17 protein-coding genes and 1 tRNA gene are annotated in these 14658 nt (G+C 58.7%); 10 read left to right on the forward strand and 8 right to left on the reverse strand.

Annotated elements, in window-relative coordinates:
* Positions 1-8: 8 nt before the first annotated feature.
* On the reverse strand, positions 9-797 hold the full coding sequence (azf, locus tag EOW68_RS11695) for an NAD-dependent glucose-6-phosphate dehydrogenase Azf (RefSeq protein ID WP_128225342.1): 789 nt from the start codon (positions 795-797) through the stop codon (positions 9-11).
* 171 nt (positions 798-968) lie between these two features.
* Between azf and EOW68_RS11700 the strand changes: the two genes are divergently transcribed.
* Complete coding sequence (locus tag EOW68_RS11700; protein ID WP_128225343.1) at positions 969-1334, forward strand: dihydroneopterin aldolase family protein; 366 nt, start codon at positions 969-971, stop codon at positions 1332-1334.
* A 61-nt stretch (positions 1335-1395) separates the two neighbouring features.
* Here EOW68_RS11700 and EOW68_RS11705 read toward each other — a convergent pair whose 3' ends face one another.
* The 3 genes from EOW68_RS11705 to EOW68_RS11715 form a co-directional block, all read right to left on the reverse strand.
* Positions 1396-2667, reverse strand: coding sequence for an RNA-guided endonuclease TnpB family protein (locus EOW68_RS11705; protein WP_128225344.1), 1272 nt, complete (start codon positions 2665-2667; stop codon positions 1396-1398).
* Between the two features lies 1 nt (position 2668).
* A complete protein-coding gene (gene tnpA / locus EOW68_RS11710; RefSeq protein ID WP_128225345.1) occupies positions 2669-3061 on the reverse strand; it encodes an IS200/IS605 family transposase in 393 nt (130 codons plus the stop codon).
* Positions 3062-3368: 307 nt separating this feature from the next.
* Positions 3369-3641 carry a winged helix-turn-helix domain-containing protein gene (locus EOW68_RS11715; protein ID WP_128225346.1) on the reverse strand — a complete coding sequence of 91 codons (273 nt, stop codon included), beginning with the start codon at positions 3639-3641 and terminating at the stop codon, positions 3369-3371.
* A 192-nt stretch (positions 3642-3833) separates the two neighbouring features.
* Here EOW68_RS11715 and EOW68_RS11720 point away from each other — a divergent pair, with 192 nt between their 5' ends.
* The 5 genes from EOW68_RS11720 (at position 3834) to EOW68_RS11740 (ending at position 7308) form a co-directional block, all read left to right on the forward strand.
* Positions 3834-4175, forward strand: coding sequence for a 2Fe-2S iron-sulfur cluster-binding protein (locus tag EOW68_RS11720; protein ID WP_128225347.1), 342 nt, complete (start codon positions 3834-3836; stop codon positions 4173-4175).
* A 143-nt stretch (positions 4176-4318) separates the two neighbouring features.
* Positions 4319-4903 (forward strand): DUF7110 family protein, encoded by a 585-nt coding sequence (locus EOW68_RS11725; RefSeq protein WP_128225348.1) that lies wholly within the window; start codon positions 4319-4321, stop codon positions 4901-4903.
* A gap of 100 nt (positions 4904-5003) precedes the next feature.
* Positions 5004-5930: a M48 family metallopeptidase gene (locus EOW68_RS11730; RefSeq protein WP_431358898.1), complete on the forward strand. Its 927-nt coding sequence runs from the start codon at positions 5004-5006 to the stop codon at positions 5928-5930.
* Between the two features lie 54 nt (positions 5931-5984).
* Positions 5985-6425: an NYN domain-containing protein gene (locus EOW68_RS11735; protein WP_128225350.1), complete on the forward strand. Its 441-nt coding sequence runs from the start codon at positions 5985-5987 to the stop codon at positions 6423-6425.
* Positions 6426-6474: 49 nt separating this feature from the next.
* Positions 6475-7308: a TatD family hydrolase gene (locus EOW68_RS11740; RefSeq protein WP_128225351.1), complete on the forward strand. Its 834-nt coding sequence runs from the start codon at positions 6475-6477 to the stop codon at positions 7306-7308.
* A gap of 173 nt (positions 7309-7481) precedes the next feature.
* Here the strand turns inward: EOW68_RS11740 and sufU are convergent, their stop codons facing one another.
* Positions 7482-7910: a Fe-S cluster assembly sulfur transfer protein SufU gene (gene sufU / locus EOW68_RS11745; protein ID WP_128225352.1), complete on the reverse strand. Its 429-nt coding sequence runs from the start codon at positions 7908-7910 to the stop codon at positions 7482-7484.
* Between the two features lie 103 nt (positions 7911-8013).
* Between sufU and EOW68_RS11750 the strand changes: the two genes are divergently transcribed.
* From EOW68_RS11750 to EOW68_RS11760, 3 genes are all read left to right on the forward strand, one after another.
* Positions 8014-8118 (forward strand) — tRNA-Ile (locus EOW68_RS11750).
* A 111-nt stretch (positions 8119-8229) separates the two neighbouring features.
* The gene (locus EOW68_RS18720) at positions 8230-8505 is read left to right on the forward strand and encodes a HalOD1 output domain-containing protein (protein WP_128225353.1); all 276 of its coding nucleotides are present in this window, start codon (positions 8230-8232) and stop codon (positions 8503-8505) included.
* 253 nt (positions 8506-8758) lie between these two features.
* Positions 8759-10078 (forward strand): metallophosphoesterase, encoded by a 1320-nt coding sequence (locus EOW68_RS11760; protein ID WP_128225354.1) that lies wholly within the window; start codon positions 8759-8761, stop codon positions 10076-10078.
* A gap of 8 nt (positions 10079-10086) precedes the next feature.
* Here the strand turns inward: EOW68_RS11760 and EOW68_RS11765 are convergent, their stop codons facing one another.
* Entirely contained in the window at positions 10087-10341 is a 255-nt protein-coding gene (locus EOW68_RS11765; RefSeq protein WP_128225355.1) for a BolA family protein, read from the reverse strand.
* A gap of 95 nt (positions 10342-10436) precedes the next feature.
* On the opposite strand from EOW68_RS11765, the gene EOW68_RS11770 reads away from it, so the two are divergent.
* Positions 10437-12296 (forward strand): rhomboid family intramembrane serine protease, encoded by a 1860-nt coding sequence (locus EOW68_RS11770; protein ID WP_128225356.1) that lies wholly within the window; start codon positions 10437-10439, stop codon positions 12294-12296.
* Between the two features lie 7 nt (positions 12297-12303).
* On the opposite strand, the gene EOW68_RS11775 is transcribed toward EOW68_RS11770, so the two are convergent.
* Positions 12304-12729, reverse strand: coding sequence for a potassium channel family protein (locus EOW68_RS11775; RefSeq protein ID WP_431358899.1), 426 nt, complete (start codon positions 12727-12729; stop codon positions 12304-12306).
* Between the two features lie 188 nt (positions 12730-12917).
* Positions 12918-14651: an acyl-CoA carboxylase subunit beta gene (locus EOW68_RS11780; RefSeq protein ID WP_128225358.1), complete on the reverse strand. Its 1734-nt coding sequence runs from the start codon at positions 14649-14651 to the stop codon at positions 12918-12920.
* Positions 14652-14658 lie beyond the last annotated feature (7 nt).

The following is a 14658-nucleotide window of genomic DNA, read 5'->3' on the forward strand; positions in this document are numbered from 1 at the left end:
GCGGAAAATCAGCTAACGTTGACCGATTCGACGTCGCCCGAGATGCGCTCCGGACCGTCCCACTCGGCGGAGTTGTCCCACGGCTTGTAGCCGAGTACCTCTTTGGCCCGTTCGATCGAGTAGTACTTCCGGTCGTTGTCCGAGATGCCGTAGACGATCTCGAAGTCGTACTCTGCTTCGAGGGCGCACTCGTGGATGTGGGCACAGTCCCGCGGTGAGAGCCACATCGCCTGGCCACGCTCGTAATCGATCGGTGGATGATCCTCGTTGAGATTGCCGATCCGGATGTTACAGACAGAGATGTCGTGTTTGTCGTGGAAATACCGACCGATCAGCTCACCGGTCGCCTTGCTGATGCCGTACTTGTTTCCGGGGCGGGGGAACTCCTCTCCAGTCAGGCGGAAATCGTCGTGTTCGCGGTACAGATCCGGGGTCCGGTCCTCGGTCTCCGCGGCGCCAACGGCGTGATTCGAGGAGGCGAAGATAAGCTTCTCGACATCTTCCTCGACGGCCGCCTCGTACACCGTGTGTGTCCCGTCGATGTTGTTCGAGAGGACACTCTCCCAGGGTGCCTGTGGTCGCGGATCACCGGCGAGATGAATCACTGCTCCAACATCTTTCATCGCTGGCCGCACGTCGTCGTGGTTCTGTACCTCCCCGATCCAGTACGGAAACTCCGGCTCCTTGGCTGGTTGGCTGTGGAACAGGAGCCGCCAGTCGTATTTGTCGCGTAACCCGTTCAGGACTGTTCGTCCGACGTGGCCGCCAGCCCCCGTGAGTAACACCGGCTCGTCCATTCAGTTCATACAAGCACTGGGGTTAATAAGTAGGACACGGTTTCCCTCCAAGCGCCTCGTGACGCCACTGGAGTCGGTCCGAGATAGGTACGTCCTGGTTTGCGGGCCTGGATCACCTGGCGGGTTTGCCGCGACCGGTGGGCCGTTAGGTCACTGGGCCGTCCATCCCGCATGAGCAGTTCGGAAGAACCGACAGCGCCACAGACAGCCTGCTTCGAAGCCGGAATCAAGTTCGGATCGCTGTACCACCAGTTTGCCGGGACGCCAGTCAGCCCCGACAGCGCCGACTCGCTCGAACGGGCCATGGAGAAGTCGATCGAAAATCAGCCACACTGTGAGAACGTTCGCGTCGCGATCGATACCGACGAACTCGCGGACGAACTCGCGGAGAGTCCGGCTTCCTACACCGAACTCACCGGGCGGTTCCTCGACGTCGAGATCGATATCGACTACGAGGGGACGGAGGTCACCGCTGCGATGCAGATGGAGGACGGCTACCCCTTGATGCGACTGACAACAGTTACGTCCGAGCCGTGATACCGCCAGGTGACATCCTCCGCGCCGTGAACGGCGCGGCTTCCCGGCATGGGAATACCAGCTAAGTTTCGCTGTTGCTGGCAGAGGGTTCCGACCCGTGGAAGGTCGAGAGGGTCATCTGCAAGGGTTCCTCGCTCGTCTCTCGGTGGATCGTGGCGCTGTCACAGGCGCTCCCATCCCGTGAAATGTCATCGCCCGCCGGTTTCAGCGGCAAGCTCTCACCCCACGGGTCATGGCGGTCAGCGATGTTGACCGCCGCGTTGATGTCTGCGTGGTACTCCGATACCCAACACTCGTCGTTCTGGCACCGGAACTCGTCGCCATTCCGGTGCCCGATGTGACCGCACTCGTGACACGTCTGACTCGTGTACTCCGGTCGGATGTACCTGACCGGAAGACCCGCCTCTCGTGCTTTGTCCTCGATACGCTGTTGAAGCCGAGCGAACGCCCATGCGTGGAGCCGTCGGTTCATCCACTCGCCGTAATCGAGGTCCTCGCGGATGTCCGAAAGGTCTTCCAGCACAAGGACTGGCTTCTCGAATCGACAGGCGTACTCGACGGCACGTCGAGACGCCTTCTCGATGATGTCAGTGAGTGCGTTCTGGTAGTGGTCGAATCGCTCGTCAATCCGCCACTGAGTGGCGTCACGCTCTTGGAGTCGCTTGAGCGTCGTGAACATCTCTTTGCGAAGGTGACGAGCGCGACCACCGTTGATGAGTAGTGGGTCAGTCGGAGTACCCTGCTCGCAGGCACAGCCCGCGAGCAGGTGTGCTTCGCCAATGTCGAAGCCGACTGGTGTTACATCGTCGTCTGTCGGTTCGTAGTCCGGTTGTTCGACCGGGAACTCGACGGTGACGTGGAGTGTCCACGACGTACAGTGGCGTTGCAGTCGGATTTGTCCCGCCGACGCTTCACCATGTACGAGGTCGTGCCACAGACCGTCTTGTTCAGGGTTGATACGAAGCGGCATCCAGAAATTCGTCCCGCGACCGGGTTGCGGTGCCCACCATGTGAACTCGTAGTCACGCGCCGCCGAGTGATCGAACTCGGCGGCTTGGTTGGTGAGCCGAACCGGGTGGTCGTCGTCCAACTCCTGTGCGTCGTAGGTGTCGTGAAGTTGCGGGACGTAGTTGCACAGCGCCGCTTTCGCCTGATACGGTAGGTCGTAAGGCGTCACCACGTCACTGGTTGCGCTCATCGTGTCACACCCGGCGTCGAACGCCTCGTGAAGCCCCTCACGGTAGGTTTCGAGCAGGTCACACAGTTTCCGCTCCTTGTGTGCTGTCGGCGGGGCGAGCGTAGCTTCCAGCGTTTTCGTGGTTGTTGCAGTCATGCTACTGATCGTCCACGTAGTCCATCAGCACGTCAATGCTCACTTGGCCGGTCGTGGCGAGGAAGTAACCCGGTTGCCAGAACGCATCTTCGAGCGTCTGTGTCACTTCAGGAAACTCTGAGCGAATCCGGCGAGACGTGACGCCTTTGAGCGAGTTGATGAACTTCGTGAGGTCTGTGGTTGGTTTGGTCCGAAACAGGATGTGAACGTGGTCGGTTCCGCCGTCCACGTTCTTGATGTCGGCCTCGAAGTCATCTGCAATGTCGTGGGCGATTTCAGCGACACGCTCCAGCCGCTCATCCGTCAGAATATCGGCACGGTTCTTTGTGACGGTCACGAAGTGATACTGAAGCGCGTACACTGTGTGGGACCCGGTTTGCAGATGATACTCCATTTGGCCTTACTATATATGAGACACCCAAGTTGCATAACTCTTGTGACGTGATGTATTCAGCAGGGAGAAACCGAGTGGTTTGTTGCACAGAGCTTACGCGATTCACTCCCGCCCTGTTCGCTCCTCGGTTCCGACTGAGCGTCGGAACGCTCGTCACTCACGGGAAGGGCGGGATTCTCTCGCTGAATCAAGATAGCGATACGTGGTAACAGCCGTCTAGTGGGGGTATCGCGAATCCCGTGGACCAGGAAAAGAGGGCGACGTGATCAGTGAATTTCGAGTGCATCCGGGACGACGGAGGAGTGGTTCATTTTCCGGCGTCTGGGTCACGTGTATCCGTCGGCATCGGAGTCCTGGCCGGAGCGTTTCCACCGTCGTCAGGGACAACCCACACCTCCATGTTTCCGAATGTTTTGCGCTCTATGACACCGTCGTCTGCCAAGGTACGCAACTGTTTGTGTACGGTACTGTAGGAGTCCTCGACAGCATGGGCGATATCCTGTGTGGTCGTCATGGCTCCCGGGTCGGTCAATTCACCAGCTTCGACGGCAGCGATCAGTTTCTTCGAGTTCAAACTCATTATAGTATATATAGGTTTTGTATGCGGATGAATGTTCCGTAAAATGCATCATATAATATGTCTCATACAGGAGTCGGTTCTACTGTATACGGCTGGTTCGAGATGTTGTGGAAAATATGCCGGGTCGCGCTGATTGCGAGGGGATTCCTGAAGTGATAAAGAATTTAGTCAACGACCGTCGTACCGAATAGTATGACAGAGTACACCGTCGAGTTTGTGGGGAGAGAGGAGACGATTACAGTATCGGATAAGGAGACAATACTAAGCAAGTGTCTCGAAGAGGGAATCGCTCAGGAGTACTCCTGCCGTGTGGGGATGTGTCTGGCCTGTTCGGCAAAGATCGAAGAAGGAGATGTGACCCAGCCGGCTGCGCGTGGCCTCACTGAAACAGAGCAAGACGAGTACGCGTTGACCTGTATGGCGCGCCCGCAATCGGATCTCGAACTCGACCGTGGCAAATACCCGCCAAGCATCGACGCCGAATACCCCACACCCGACGATGGAAGCGGTGACACCGCGACAGCCGACGACTAATTTTTGTTCAATTGACACCGCTGGGTTGGTGACACGGCACACGCCTGGCGATAAGAAGAGTAGACCCTATATGGATGGGGTGCATAGGTACGGCTGAAAACTCGGCGCCAGTGCAGGGCTGACGACCGAACCAACCCCAAACTATGACCAGCCGCGTATACAGACTCCATTCGACACTGGAACTGCCGCTCGAGGACGTCCACGAGTATTTCGATAATCCGGATCTGCCGGATGGAATCGAGGACGTCGATATCACGCGACGGAACAACACACTCATCATCAGTGCCGTCCCGGATGATGATAGCATCAGCAAGTACACCCCCACTGCACAGCTCAAAGCGAGCGTCACCGAAAACCGGGTGTACGAAGAAGAGCCCGAACCCGGGCCGGGTGGGCCCTCGCCGAACGGTGGGCCCCAGTGGGGCTCACTCGAAGAAGAAGAGGAGATCGAATCAGAACTCGTCGAGTACGCCTGTTTCAAGGGAGACCGGGAGACGGTGCTCCAGAACTCAGCCCTCCAGTACGAGATGTTCGAGGTGCTCTGTCAGATCGCCCTGCGTTCCGAGAAGGGGACACTGACCGCCGTCGCCGCGACAGAGGAGGACATCGAGGCGATTCGAATCGTCGACGGTGAACGGCGGCCGGCTTCTGTCACCGTCGTCGAGGATCCGAGTGACGCCGACGAGGACGACGGTGTCGACTGGCGAAGCAACGAATTTATTTCGTAATCCGCTCCGAGAGATCCGAAGAGTGCGGGATGAATCGAGAACGCCTGGTCTACTGACTGCTATGATCTCGTTGTTGCGTGTGTTCATGCTCCTGGTCGGTATGTCGATTTTCGCTGTGTACACAGCCGCTGCTGTCGGCGGAGTCTTTCTGTTACAGTGGGTGGTCGCAAATCCACCGAATCCATTCTTTCTGTTCGGCGTCTTCGTCTCTGTGGCCCTCCTTGGCGGCTACGTCGGCTACAAACGCGGTGTCGTCCAGACTGTCGCGAGCATCGACACCCTGCGGGTGACACCGGAGCGTGCGCCGGAGCTGTACAGGCGGCTCGAACGGCTCTGTTTGCGGATGGACGTGAGCCAGCCGACCCTGCTGGTCGCTGATTTCGAGTTGCCAAACGCGCTCTCGGTTGGCGGGCCGCGAGAGGGTGCGATTATCCTCGACAGGGGGTTATTCGAGATACTGACGATCGACGAACTGGAGGGGATTCTCGCACACGAGCTGGCACACATCGAGCGGCTCGATACGTTCGTCAACACGCTCGCGATCACCGTTGCACGGCTGGTCGCCTCACTCGTCTTCATCGTATTCGCTCCCTTCATCATCTTTCTCGCGGGGATCGACCGCGCAACAGCGTGGTTCGATGGCCGACCCGGAACGGAGCGATTCGGGCTCGCGGACGTGTTTCAGCAGACGGTCGGCATCCTCGTCGTTATCCTGTTGAGTGTCCTGACTGTGCTCTTTCTGGCACACTCGCGCCGCCAGGAGTTTGCAGCGGATCGTCGGGCCGCGGAGGTCTCAGGTAGACCACTCGCACTTGCGCGTGCGCTCGTCAAGATTCACCACGCTTCCGAGCCACGGCGGAATCTCCGCTCACTGCTGTATATCCACCGGGATACGGAGAACGAACCGAGTCGGTGGCTTTCGACACATCCGCCGCTGGACGACCGCGTCGACAAACTCGTCGAACTCTCCGAGGGTCAGCGTGGTGGCCAGAAGCTGCGGCAACTCCGCCCGGAGACGATGCGATGATCGACGGTGGGACCATTTGGGAACCTCTAAAGCCCGTGGCACCCAGGCTGGGATATGGATCTGTTTGGGCGGTTTCGGAGTGACGGGAGAACACGCGTCGGTCTCTACGTCGATGGGCCGAACGTGCTCCGCGACGAGTTCGACGTCGATCTGGACGAGCTTCGAGAGCTTGCGGCAGCCGAGGGGACTGTCGTCGCGGCCCGGCTCTATCTCGACGAACACGCCACACCGAAGCTGATCCAGGCGGGCGAGGCGCGGGGGTTCGACGTCATCACCACCAGCGGCGACGTCGACGTTCGGCTGGCTGTCGATGGCACGAAAGCAGCAGTCGCCGACGAGATCGATCTGCTGATCGTCGTCTCGCGCGATACCGATTTCAAGCCGGTTCTCGAACGGGCAGCAAGACGGGGTGTCGAGACCATGGCTATCGCTCCCGGGGAACACGGCCGGTCGGACGCACTTCAGAATACAGCACACCGCTCACTGACGCTTTAAATCGGTTCCAAGTCGAACTCCTTTTTGAAATTCAACACCGAGAGAACGTATGGAGACGCCGATTCTGGACAACCATCTGCATCTGGATCCCGTCAACGGTCGGGGAGCCGACGCCGCCGAGGACTTTGCGAACGCAGGCGGAACGCATCTCCTCGTGTTGAACAAACCATCCTGGTATTTCGTCGACGATGTGAACAGTGTCGACGACTTCCGCGAGACGTTCGAACTCACGACCGAGGTGACAGCGGCGGCATCGGAGCGTCTCGACGGTCGTGCGTGGCCGGTCCTCGGTGTCCACCCCGCGCTCATCTCACAGCTCGTCGGCGATGGCTACACCCCCGAGGAGGCGCGAGATCTGATGCGAGAGGGGCTCGACATCGCTGCGGAGTTCGTCAGCGACGGGCCAGCGCTGGCTATCAAATCCGGCCGTCCACACTACGATGTCAGCGACAAAGTCTGGGACGCATCGAACGAGGTGATGCGCCACGCGTTCACACTCGGTGCCGAAACTGGTTGTGCCGTCCAGTTACACACCGAGGGCGGCGACGATTTCGACGAGATTGCCGAGTGGGCCGAAGATTGTGGCCTCCCGCGAGAGCAGGTCGTCAAACACTACTCCGATGGTCCGATCTCCGGGCCGATACCGAGTATCATCTCGAACGAGGATGGACTCGAACGCGGGGCCAAAAGTGGGGAGCCGTTCCTGATGGAGACGGACTTCCTGGACGACCCCGAGCGGCCGGGTGCCGTACTGGGACCGAAAACGGTACCGAACCGTGTGCAGTGGCTGCTCGAAAACGGCTACGAGGACGCGATCAGACGGGCACACGTCGAGACGCCTGCGCGGATCTACGGGATCGACACTGAACAGACCCTCTCCTGAGAGTTTCCTATTACTTCCGTCGAAATCGGTCACGTCGAGTTTTTTGGAGTGTATTCGGCGCTGCAATCGAGTCTACCAATGTAGTGAACGATCACGGGTCACTATCAGAGATGGGGAACTGAGACGATCTACGCAGCCTGATCGGTGAGGTATCACGCAGAAATCGCGGACAATCAGTCGTCTTCTTCGGTACTCGTCATGTCGATATCTTTCTCGCCGAAGTAGATATCAGCGCCGTCCTGTGCCACTTTCTCGGCGAGGACGGCACATTTGACCCGCATCGGAGAGATATCGACACCGAGCATGTCGATGATGTCGTCGCGGTCCATCTCCTGTAAGTCGTCGATCGCGACACCCTGTAACTTCTCAGAGAGCATCGAGGCCGAGGCCTGGGAGATCGCACAGCCGTCGCCCTGGAAGGCGACGTGTTCGATCGTTTCTTCGTCGTCGTCGAGAACAACGTCCATCTGGATGGTGTCGCCACACATCGGGTTCTCGCCGACGTGACTGAACGTCGGGTCCTCGATCTCCCCGTAGTTGCGCGGGTTCTTGTAGTGATCGAGGATCTGCTGTCGGTACATATCCGAGCCGCCAATTCCCATAGTTACTACATATACGTGTGTTTGATCAAAAAGACTTCCGAGTCAATAGCTCACATGCAGGAGACGATAGAATTTAGTGTGGCCATGGGGTAGCGGAGAGTGCGGGCCCGTAGCTCAGTCTGGTAAGAGCCCCCGGCTCATATGATATCGAGTGAAACTCGATATCTGGGACACCGGGTATGCGGTGGTTCAAATCCGCCCGGGCCCATTTCTCCGCGAGCGAAATGACCGCCACAGTTGTACTGTATCTCACTTGCTCTCACGTTCAGATTAAATGAAATAGTGGGGGTGTTATCTACTATCATGGCTATTACCAATCATGGGGGACAAAAATCGGGGAACTGACACGGCCAGAGTTCAAACGAACACCCACCCGTCTGATCAGACGCCGAGTGATGCTGTAATTGAGGCAGTGGCCACCCACAAAGGGATCGATTCCACCGGTCTCACAGACCCGCTCTGCGAGGCGATCAACCCGGATGCACTCGACATGGCTTGTCGCACCAGTGCTGTGCATATTACGTTCGAATATCATGGGTGTCTCGTGACCGTTGATGACGAAAATCAGGTTGAACTGACTGAACTCCCACACTGACTGCTCTCCTTCGAGACAGCAGGTGATTCACTCATCATCCTGCTAGGCGGGACACCGACTGATTGTCAGTAACACCGACATCAGAGGAGACAGTTGGGAAATAAGTATCGAGAGTGGTAACGAGACGGGCCGTCCGCTCAAGAGACTACAGCCAGCGCTCACACTGTAGGGAAGTGGTCGTTCTCACATCTGTCAACTGGGGATCGTGTATTATGCCAACCGTTTTACTGACGGCCCCAGAAACCATACCCCAATGGATACCGAAGCGGATCCAGTTTATTACGTTATTAGTGATCTGCATATCGGCGGCGACGAGCAACTCGAACAGGTCGACTTTCTGGACGAGTTACTACGGTTGCTCGAACGTCTGAAGCAGACAGAGGAGAACGCTGAGTTGATCATAAACGGCGACGCGTTCGGACTCTGGGAGTTTACGACTATCGAGGGGATCGAGAAATTCGACGTGCTGGAGGAGACCTATACAGAACTGTTCGAACAGTTCCGGGCAACTGGCGAAAACATTCCGATCACACTCTTGCCGGGCAACCACGACCACGAACTGGCTGCCTACGACGAGTACGTCGACAGATTTGCCGAGTACAACGTCACGCTCGTCCAGGACGAATCGATGACACGGCCGGTCGGCGGCCGAACGATCCACTTCGAACACGGCCACCAGCGCGATCCGAACAACCGTATCGAGGACTGGGGCAGCCCCCACGCCTCACCGCTTGGCTACTTTTACAATACTCTCGTGACGAGCCGCGCTGGGAAGCTTTCCGACCGCGGGCGGTACAACTGGCTGAAGGACGTCCAGGCCGTGACACCGACGGAACGGATGCCGGTCTGGCTCATCTCGAAGTACTTCTATCGGGAGATGAACCCACTTCTCAGATACTCGATCATCCCCTTCCTGCTTCTGTTCAACATCAGCGTCGTCCTCGCGGTGCTGGCCGGGCTGGATATCCTGGGGATCTGGTCGGCACCGATCGAACGAGGGACAGCCTTTCTCGGACGGTTCGGCTCTGCTGGCACAGCCGCGTGGTTCCTGCTCGCGATCAACGTCGTCGTGACGGGACTACTCCTGCTTATCGGCATCCCACTGTATTTCATCCGGCGGGATGTCCGCAAAACCATCGACCGGTTCGGGATTTTTGAGACGGATATCACCGTCGATCCCGCGACGCCGTACGAGGAAGCTGCGAGCAGCATGTTCGAGGCAGACCCGGAGAAAGCGGTCTTCTGTTACGGACACACGCACCGTCCACAGATGACCAGCGTCGACGGCGGCGTGGTCGTCAACACCGGCACGTGGCTGAAGCGGCTCCACCGGCGTGACGGCATCATCGGCATCCTTCCGCCAGTGTTCTATCCCTCCTACCAGCTGTTTGTCGTCCGGATCGAGGCAGAGTCTGCGGGTGTTGCTGTCGAATACGAGGAGGTACAGAAGCCGAGTCCAGCCACCGAAGAACTGACCAGAACCGAACGGTTTCTCACGCTCGGTCGGGAGCCAGATACGGAGTTACCCGAGAAACAGATCGTGGAGGATCGGACCGCAGAACAGGCCGGTTGAGAGTAACGCTACTGTTCGAATTCCTCGTACTCTTCGGGTGTGTACGTCGAGAGTTCGATCGCGTGGATATCCTTGGTCATATGTTCACCGAGGGCGTCGTAGACGACCTCGTGCTGGTCGATCAGCGACTTTCCCTCGAAGACTGGCGAGACGACAGTCGCCGCGAGGTGGTCTTCGTCGTCGACCCCACGGGGATGGCCGACCTCTGCAGTAGCGTCCGGTAGCTCCGATTCGAGTAGTTCTCTGACGTCTTCGGGTGTCATACCACAACAGAGGGCCGCAAGGTAGTAAAACAACTCGAAGGCGGATGCGCACAGTCAGCCGACAGTATCACAAACCACCACTCCAATGTACGCGTATGGTATCCGGTCTGGGGATACTCCGGATCGCGGTTGTCGTCACGATCGGGAGTAGTCTGATCTATCTCGCCTCGGTGGGAACACCCAGACAGTGGTACGACAGGCTCTCTGAGCGGTTTCTCTACGGCGTTCCGTGGGGCAGTCTGGTCACTGTCCTCGGTGTCGTCGGCTTCTATCTGTTCGCACAGAGCGGACTCTCCCACTGGGGGTCGCCAGTCGTCCTCGCCTTCCGAGGCTGGTCGTACCTGTATCCGGAAGGACTGCTCGCAGCCGGCTTCGCCCACGCGTCGCCCGATCATCTGCTCGGAAACATGATCGGGACGGTCGTTCTCGCCCCGATCGTCGAGTACGCCTGGAGTCACTATCCGCCACCACGAGCAACCGAGACGACCGACTACGAGTATCCACCGCCGGGACACACCCAGCCCGAGACGACCCAGCCGACAGCGAACGGCTGGCGTTCCAATCCCTGGATTCGTGCGCTCTTGATCTTTCCAGTCGCTGTAATCGTGGTGAGCATCGTCACCTCGGTACTCGCCGTCGGCTGGTCGATCGGCTTCTCGGGAACAGTCTTTGCCTTCGGCGGCTTCGCCGTGATCTACTTTCCGATCACGACGATCCTCGCGATGGTCGGGTTCACTGGAACCGGTGTCATCGTGCGAACGCTCCAGGAGCCGGTGCTCCGTGCGACCGCCGAGTCGGGCACTCCGGGGCCGCCGAGCTGGTTCGGTGTGAACGTCCAGGCGCACTTGCTCGGCTTCCTGATCGGCGTGTTGCTCGCGCTGGCACTGCTCGCCCATCGGAACGAACGCCGGGAGCCAGTTCGCATCTTCGCGGCCACGCTCGTGTTCGGACTGACCCGACAGCTCTGGTCGCTCGCGATCTCGGGTGGCGAGGGAGTCTTCATCCAGCAGCGTGCGATCGGACTGATATTCGTCTTCATTCTCTCGATTTTGATTAGCGGGATCCTCGCTGCATCTGAGCAGCCACTCACTGCCCAACTTGCGACGCTCTCGCGGATTCCGAACCGGCGGACCACGGCGTACCTCTGGCTCGGTTCTGTCGCCGTCGTGGCGGGGTTCCTGTGGTTCCAGCTCGTCCAGTTGGGTATCGATCCCGTCGGTGGGGGACTGTTCGTGGTCTCGCTGGCTGTTCTGACTCTGCCGGCAGTCCCGGTCGCGGTTCCGGATCGGATCGTCGCAACACCGATCTCACACCGACAGGTGCTCATCTTTGCGCTTGCCGCTGTCGCTCTCATCGCGGCGCTGCCGAGTTTCGCGAGCAACGCTCCGGAGATGAACGAGGATCCGCTGGCGGGCGAGGAGAGTCTCACGGTTGGCGACTACCAGATCACCTACGCGGAGGATATTCCACACGGTCGGATCGACGGCAACGAGAGCGGCCTAATCGTCGTCAGTGAGCGGCGAGGGGCCTGGACGACGGTCACGGACAAAAGCCAACTCGCCCGTCAGGGAGAGACCAGCACTGTCGTCGGTGGCGTCGGCTGGCGAGACACGGTCGAAGCGACCCGGACTGGCTGGGAACTCTACGAGGGCGATTCGGCGTACGTCGTCGATCTCGAACACGATGGCACGGTCCGACGGTCGTTCACCTCCGAAGCTGTGACGGCAGATCTCCTGCTTGCAAACCACACGATAGCCGTCGTTCCCGGCAGCGAAGAGTTCTCACTACGGGCAACCCGGGATGGGGAGACCGTCGGAACCGCGCCGATTCCGGGACGAAACGAAACTGCAGAGATTGGCAACATCCGATTTTCCACGCAACTAGACGGCACGAGTCGCTCGGTGTACGCACACCAGAATGGAACGCGTCTCCTGATCGCGACACGTGAAGAGTGAACGTCAGTTACCGTCCGATAGCTACCTCGTCGGTTATCTGGCCGACTGTCTCCTCGGCTGCGAGTGCTGCCGGATAGACGATGTGGTCGACGTGTTCCAGATGTGCGTACGCTTCCTGGCCGTCCTCACAGATTCTGCAGTGTGTCTCTGCACCCGGCGCGAGATTCCGTGCCAGTTCACAGACCACCAGATTGGTCTTCACGGTGTTAGTGAGACCAGCAACGACGTCTGCAGTCTCGGGATTGGCTTTTTCGATTACGTCCATCTCTGTGCCATCCCCCTGGATGACTCGCCCGGCAAGTGGATTCGGAAACTGTTCTGCCTTTTCTGGATCTTGTTCGATGACTGTAACCATATATCCGCTATCGGTCAATTTGGCTGCGGTGTGCCGACCGACACGGCCACCGCCGACGATCAGTATCTGTCGGAGCATTGTGTCGACTGGGTGTTGCACCTCGGTGGACATATTGGCAGTATTTCCGGCCAAAATTTGCCAAGAAATGAACTGTAAACTAGAAAACTAGTAGATCACAATAGCTTGGCCGGATAATACGAAAGTAACCCAAGAAATCTATGGTGGAATGTGACAGTCAGGCAGGTTTTCGGTATTGACACAGGGAGTCACAACACCGTCCCGTGTTTTTTATCGGGGAGCTCCTTGTCGACAGTTTCGTAGAATTCGAAGCGACCGACGAGTTCCTCGCGAAGTGTGCTCGGTGGAACAATCTCGTCGATGACGACCTCGCTGGCCATTCGGTGGACGTCGATATCCTCTCGGTACTCCTCTCTGAGTTCCTGTTCCCGCTGTTTTCGCTTTTCGGGATCGTCTATCTCGTCGAGTTTGTTCGCATACACGGCGTTGATCGCCGCTTCGGGGCCCATGATCGCAATCTCACCCGATGGGAGCGCAATGGTCGACTCGGGCTGGTATGCGGGGCCGGCCATCGCGTAGATCCCTGCACCGTAGGCTTTCCGGACGACCACGGACTGTGTCGGAACGGTCGCCGAGGAGGTGGCGTAGATCATCCGCTTTCCCTGTTCGAGAATCCCCTCCTTCTCGACCTGCGAACCGGCCATGAAACCCGGCGTATCGCAGAGATAGAGCAGTGGAATGTTGTAGGCATCTGCCGTCCAGATGAACTGCGCTGCCTTCTCGGCGGCGTCGGGAAAGATCGCCCCAGCCCGCTTCGCCGGCTGGCTGGCGACGATCGCGACAGGCCGACCGTCGATGTGCGCGAAGGCCGTGATGATCTCGCTTCCGTACTCGGGGCGGAGTTCCAGCACCGATCCTGCGTCGACGACACGCTCGATGATCTCGTGCATGTCGTACCCCTTGTTCGGCGTTTCGGGGACGATCGAGTCGATGCCCTCGGGGGAATTCGCCGGCGCGGTTCCGTCTTTCTTGGGTGGTTTGTGATCGCTATTTTTCGGGAGGTAGGTCAGCAGTTTCGCCACCAGTTCGCGGGCGTGTTCTTCGTCCTCGGCGATCAGATCCGCACTGCCGGAGTGAGTCGCGTGCATCTCCGCACCGCCGAGATCCTGCATATCGATTTTCTCGCCGGTGACCATCTCGACCATCCGCGGGGAGGCGATCGCCATCGCGCTCACGTCCCGGACCATGATCGTGAAATCGGCAAAGACGGGTGTGTACGCCGCGCCGGCGATACAGGGGCCGTAGAGCACACAGATCTGTGGCACGCGGCCCGAGAGCATCGAGTGGTTGTAGTAGAACTTCCCGATCCCCTCGCGGTTGGCGAAGAAACCGGTCTGCTGGTCGATCCGGCCGCCCGAGGAGTCCATCAGATAGAGTACTGGTCGACCGGTCTTGAGCGCCCGGTGTTGCATCCTGAGGAACTTCTCGACGCCTTTCTCGGCCATCGAGCCAGCTTTGACGGTGAAATCGTTCGCCATGAAGTGCAGATCTCGACCCTCGAACTCCGCCGCACCGGTCAGCAAACCATCTGCGGGAAGACGCTCCTCGGCGTCGAACTCGGCAAACTTGCCGTCCTCGAACGTGATGCCGTCGTCGCCGAACCAGAGATCGAGACGATCCCGGACGAACAGTTTCCCCTGCTCGTCGAGGCGGTCGCGGTACTTTTTCGGACCACCGTCTTCGATCTCCTCGATTTCCTCCCAGAGGCGCTGTTCTCGTTCGGTCGGGCCGAGAGTGTCGTCCGACCGAGTGCTGTCTGTTTCTGGTTCGTTCGCACTCTCACCAGTACTGCTGTAGGTTGCAAGTGGAGTCTCACTGCCGTGGTGGTACACTTCGATACTGTCCTCGAAATGCTGTGCGAGTGCTCTGGCGATTGCGTTCGCGGCCTCTTCGCTCGTGTCTTCCTGGACGCGTATTTTCATCGAGAAT

This window comes from Halovenus amylolytica, assembly GCA_004015825.1.
In the GTDB taxonomy this organism is placed as follows: Archaea; Halobacteriota; Halobacteria; order Halobacteriales; family Haloarculaceae; genus Halovenus; species Halovenus amylolytica.

What these genes read in the sequence shown, in the direction of transcription:
- azf (WP_128225342.1), bottom strand. Translation starts at nt 797, where the DNA reads ATGGACGAGCCGGTGTTACTCACGGGGGCTGGCGGCCACGTCGGACGA.
- EOW68_RS11700 (WP_128225343.1), top strand. Translation starts at nt 969, where the DNA reads ATGAGCAGTTCGGAAGAACCGACAGCGCCACAGACAGCCTGCTTCGAA.
- EOW68_RS11705 (WP_128225344.1), bottom strand. Translation starts at nt 2,667, where the DNA reads ATGACTGCAACAACCACGAAAACGCTGGAAGCTACGCTCGCCCCGCCG.
- tnpA (WP_128225345.1), bottom strand. Translation starts at nt 3,061, where the DNA reads ATGGAGTATCATCTGCAAACCGGGTCCCACACAGTGTACGCGCTTCAG.
- EOW68_RS11715 (WP_128225346.1), bottom strand. Translation starts at nt 3,641, where the DNA reads ATGAGTTTGAACTCGAAGAAACTGATCGCTGCCGTCGAAGCTGGTGAA.
- EOW68_RS11720 (WP_128225347.1), top strand. Translation starts at nt 3,834, where the DNA reads ATGACAGAGTACACCGTCGAGTTTGTGGGGAGAGAGGAGACGATTACA.
- EOW68_RS11725 (WP_128225348.1), top strand. Translation starts at nt 4,319, where the DNA reads ATGACCAGCCGCGTATACAGACTCCATTCGACACTGGAACTGCCGCTC.
- EOW68_RS11730 (WP_431358898.1), top strand. Translation starts at nt 5,004, where the DNA reads ATGTCGATTTTCGCTGTGTACACAGCCGCTGCTGTCGGCGGAGTCTTT.
- EOW68_RS11735 (WP_128225350.1), top strand. Translation starts at nt 5,985, where the DNA reads ATGGATCTGTTTGGGCGGTTTCGGAGTGACGGGAGAACACGCGTCGGT.
- EOW68_RS11740 (WP_128225351.1), top strand. Translation starts at nt 6,475, where the DNA reads ATGGAGACGCCGATTCTGGACAACCATCTGCATCTGGATCCCGTCAAC.
- sufU (WP_128225352.1), bottom strand. Translation starts at nt 7,910, where the DNA reads ATGGGAATTGGCGGCTCGGATATGTACCGACAGCAGATCCTCGATCAC.
- EOW68_RS18720 (WP_128225353.1), top strand. Translation starts at nt 8,230, where the DNA reads ATGGGGGACAAAAATCGGGGAACTGACACGGCCAGAGTTCAAACGAAC.
- EOW68_RS11760 (WP_128225354.1), top strand. Translation starts at nt 8,759, where the DNA reads ATGGATACCGAAGCGGATCCAGTTTATTACGTTATTAGTGATCTGCAT.
- EOW68_RS11765 (WP_128225355.1), bottom strand. Translation starts at nt 10,341, where the DNA reads ATGACACCCGAAGACGTCAGAGAACTACTCGAATCGGAGCTACCGGAC.
- EOW68_RS11770 (WP_128225356.1), top strand. Translation starts at nt 10,437, where the DNA reads ATGGTATCCGGTCTGGGGATACTCCGGATCGCGGTTGTCGTCACGATC.
- EOW68_RS11775 (WP_431358899.1), bottom strand. Translation starts at nt 12,729, where the DNA reads ATGCTCCGACAGATACTGATCGTCGGCGGTGGCCGTGTCGGTCGGCAC.
- EOW68_RS11780 (WP_128225358.1), bottom strand. Translation starts at nt 14,651, where the DNA reads ATGAAAATACGCGTCCAGGAAGACACGAGCGAAGAGGCCGCGAACGCA.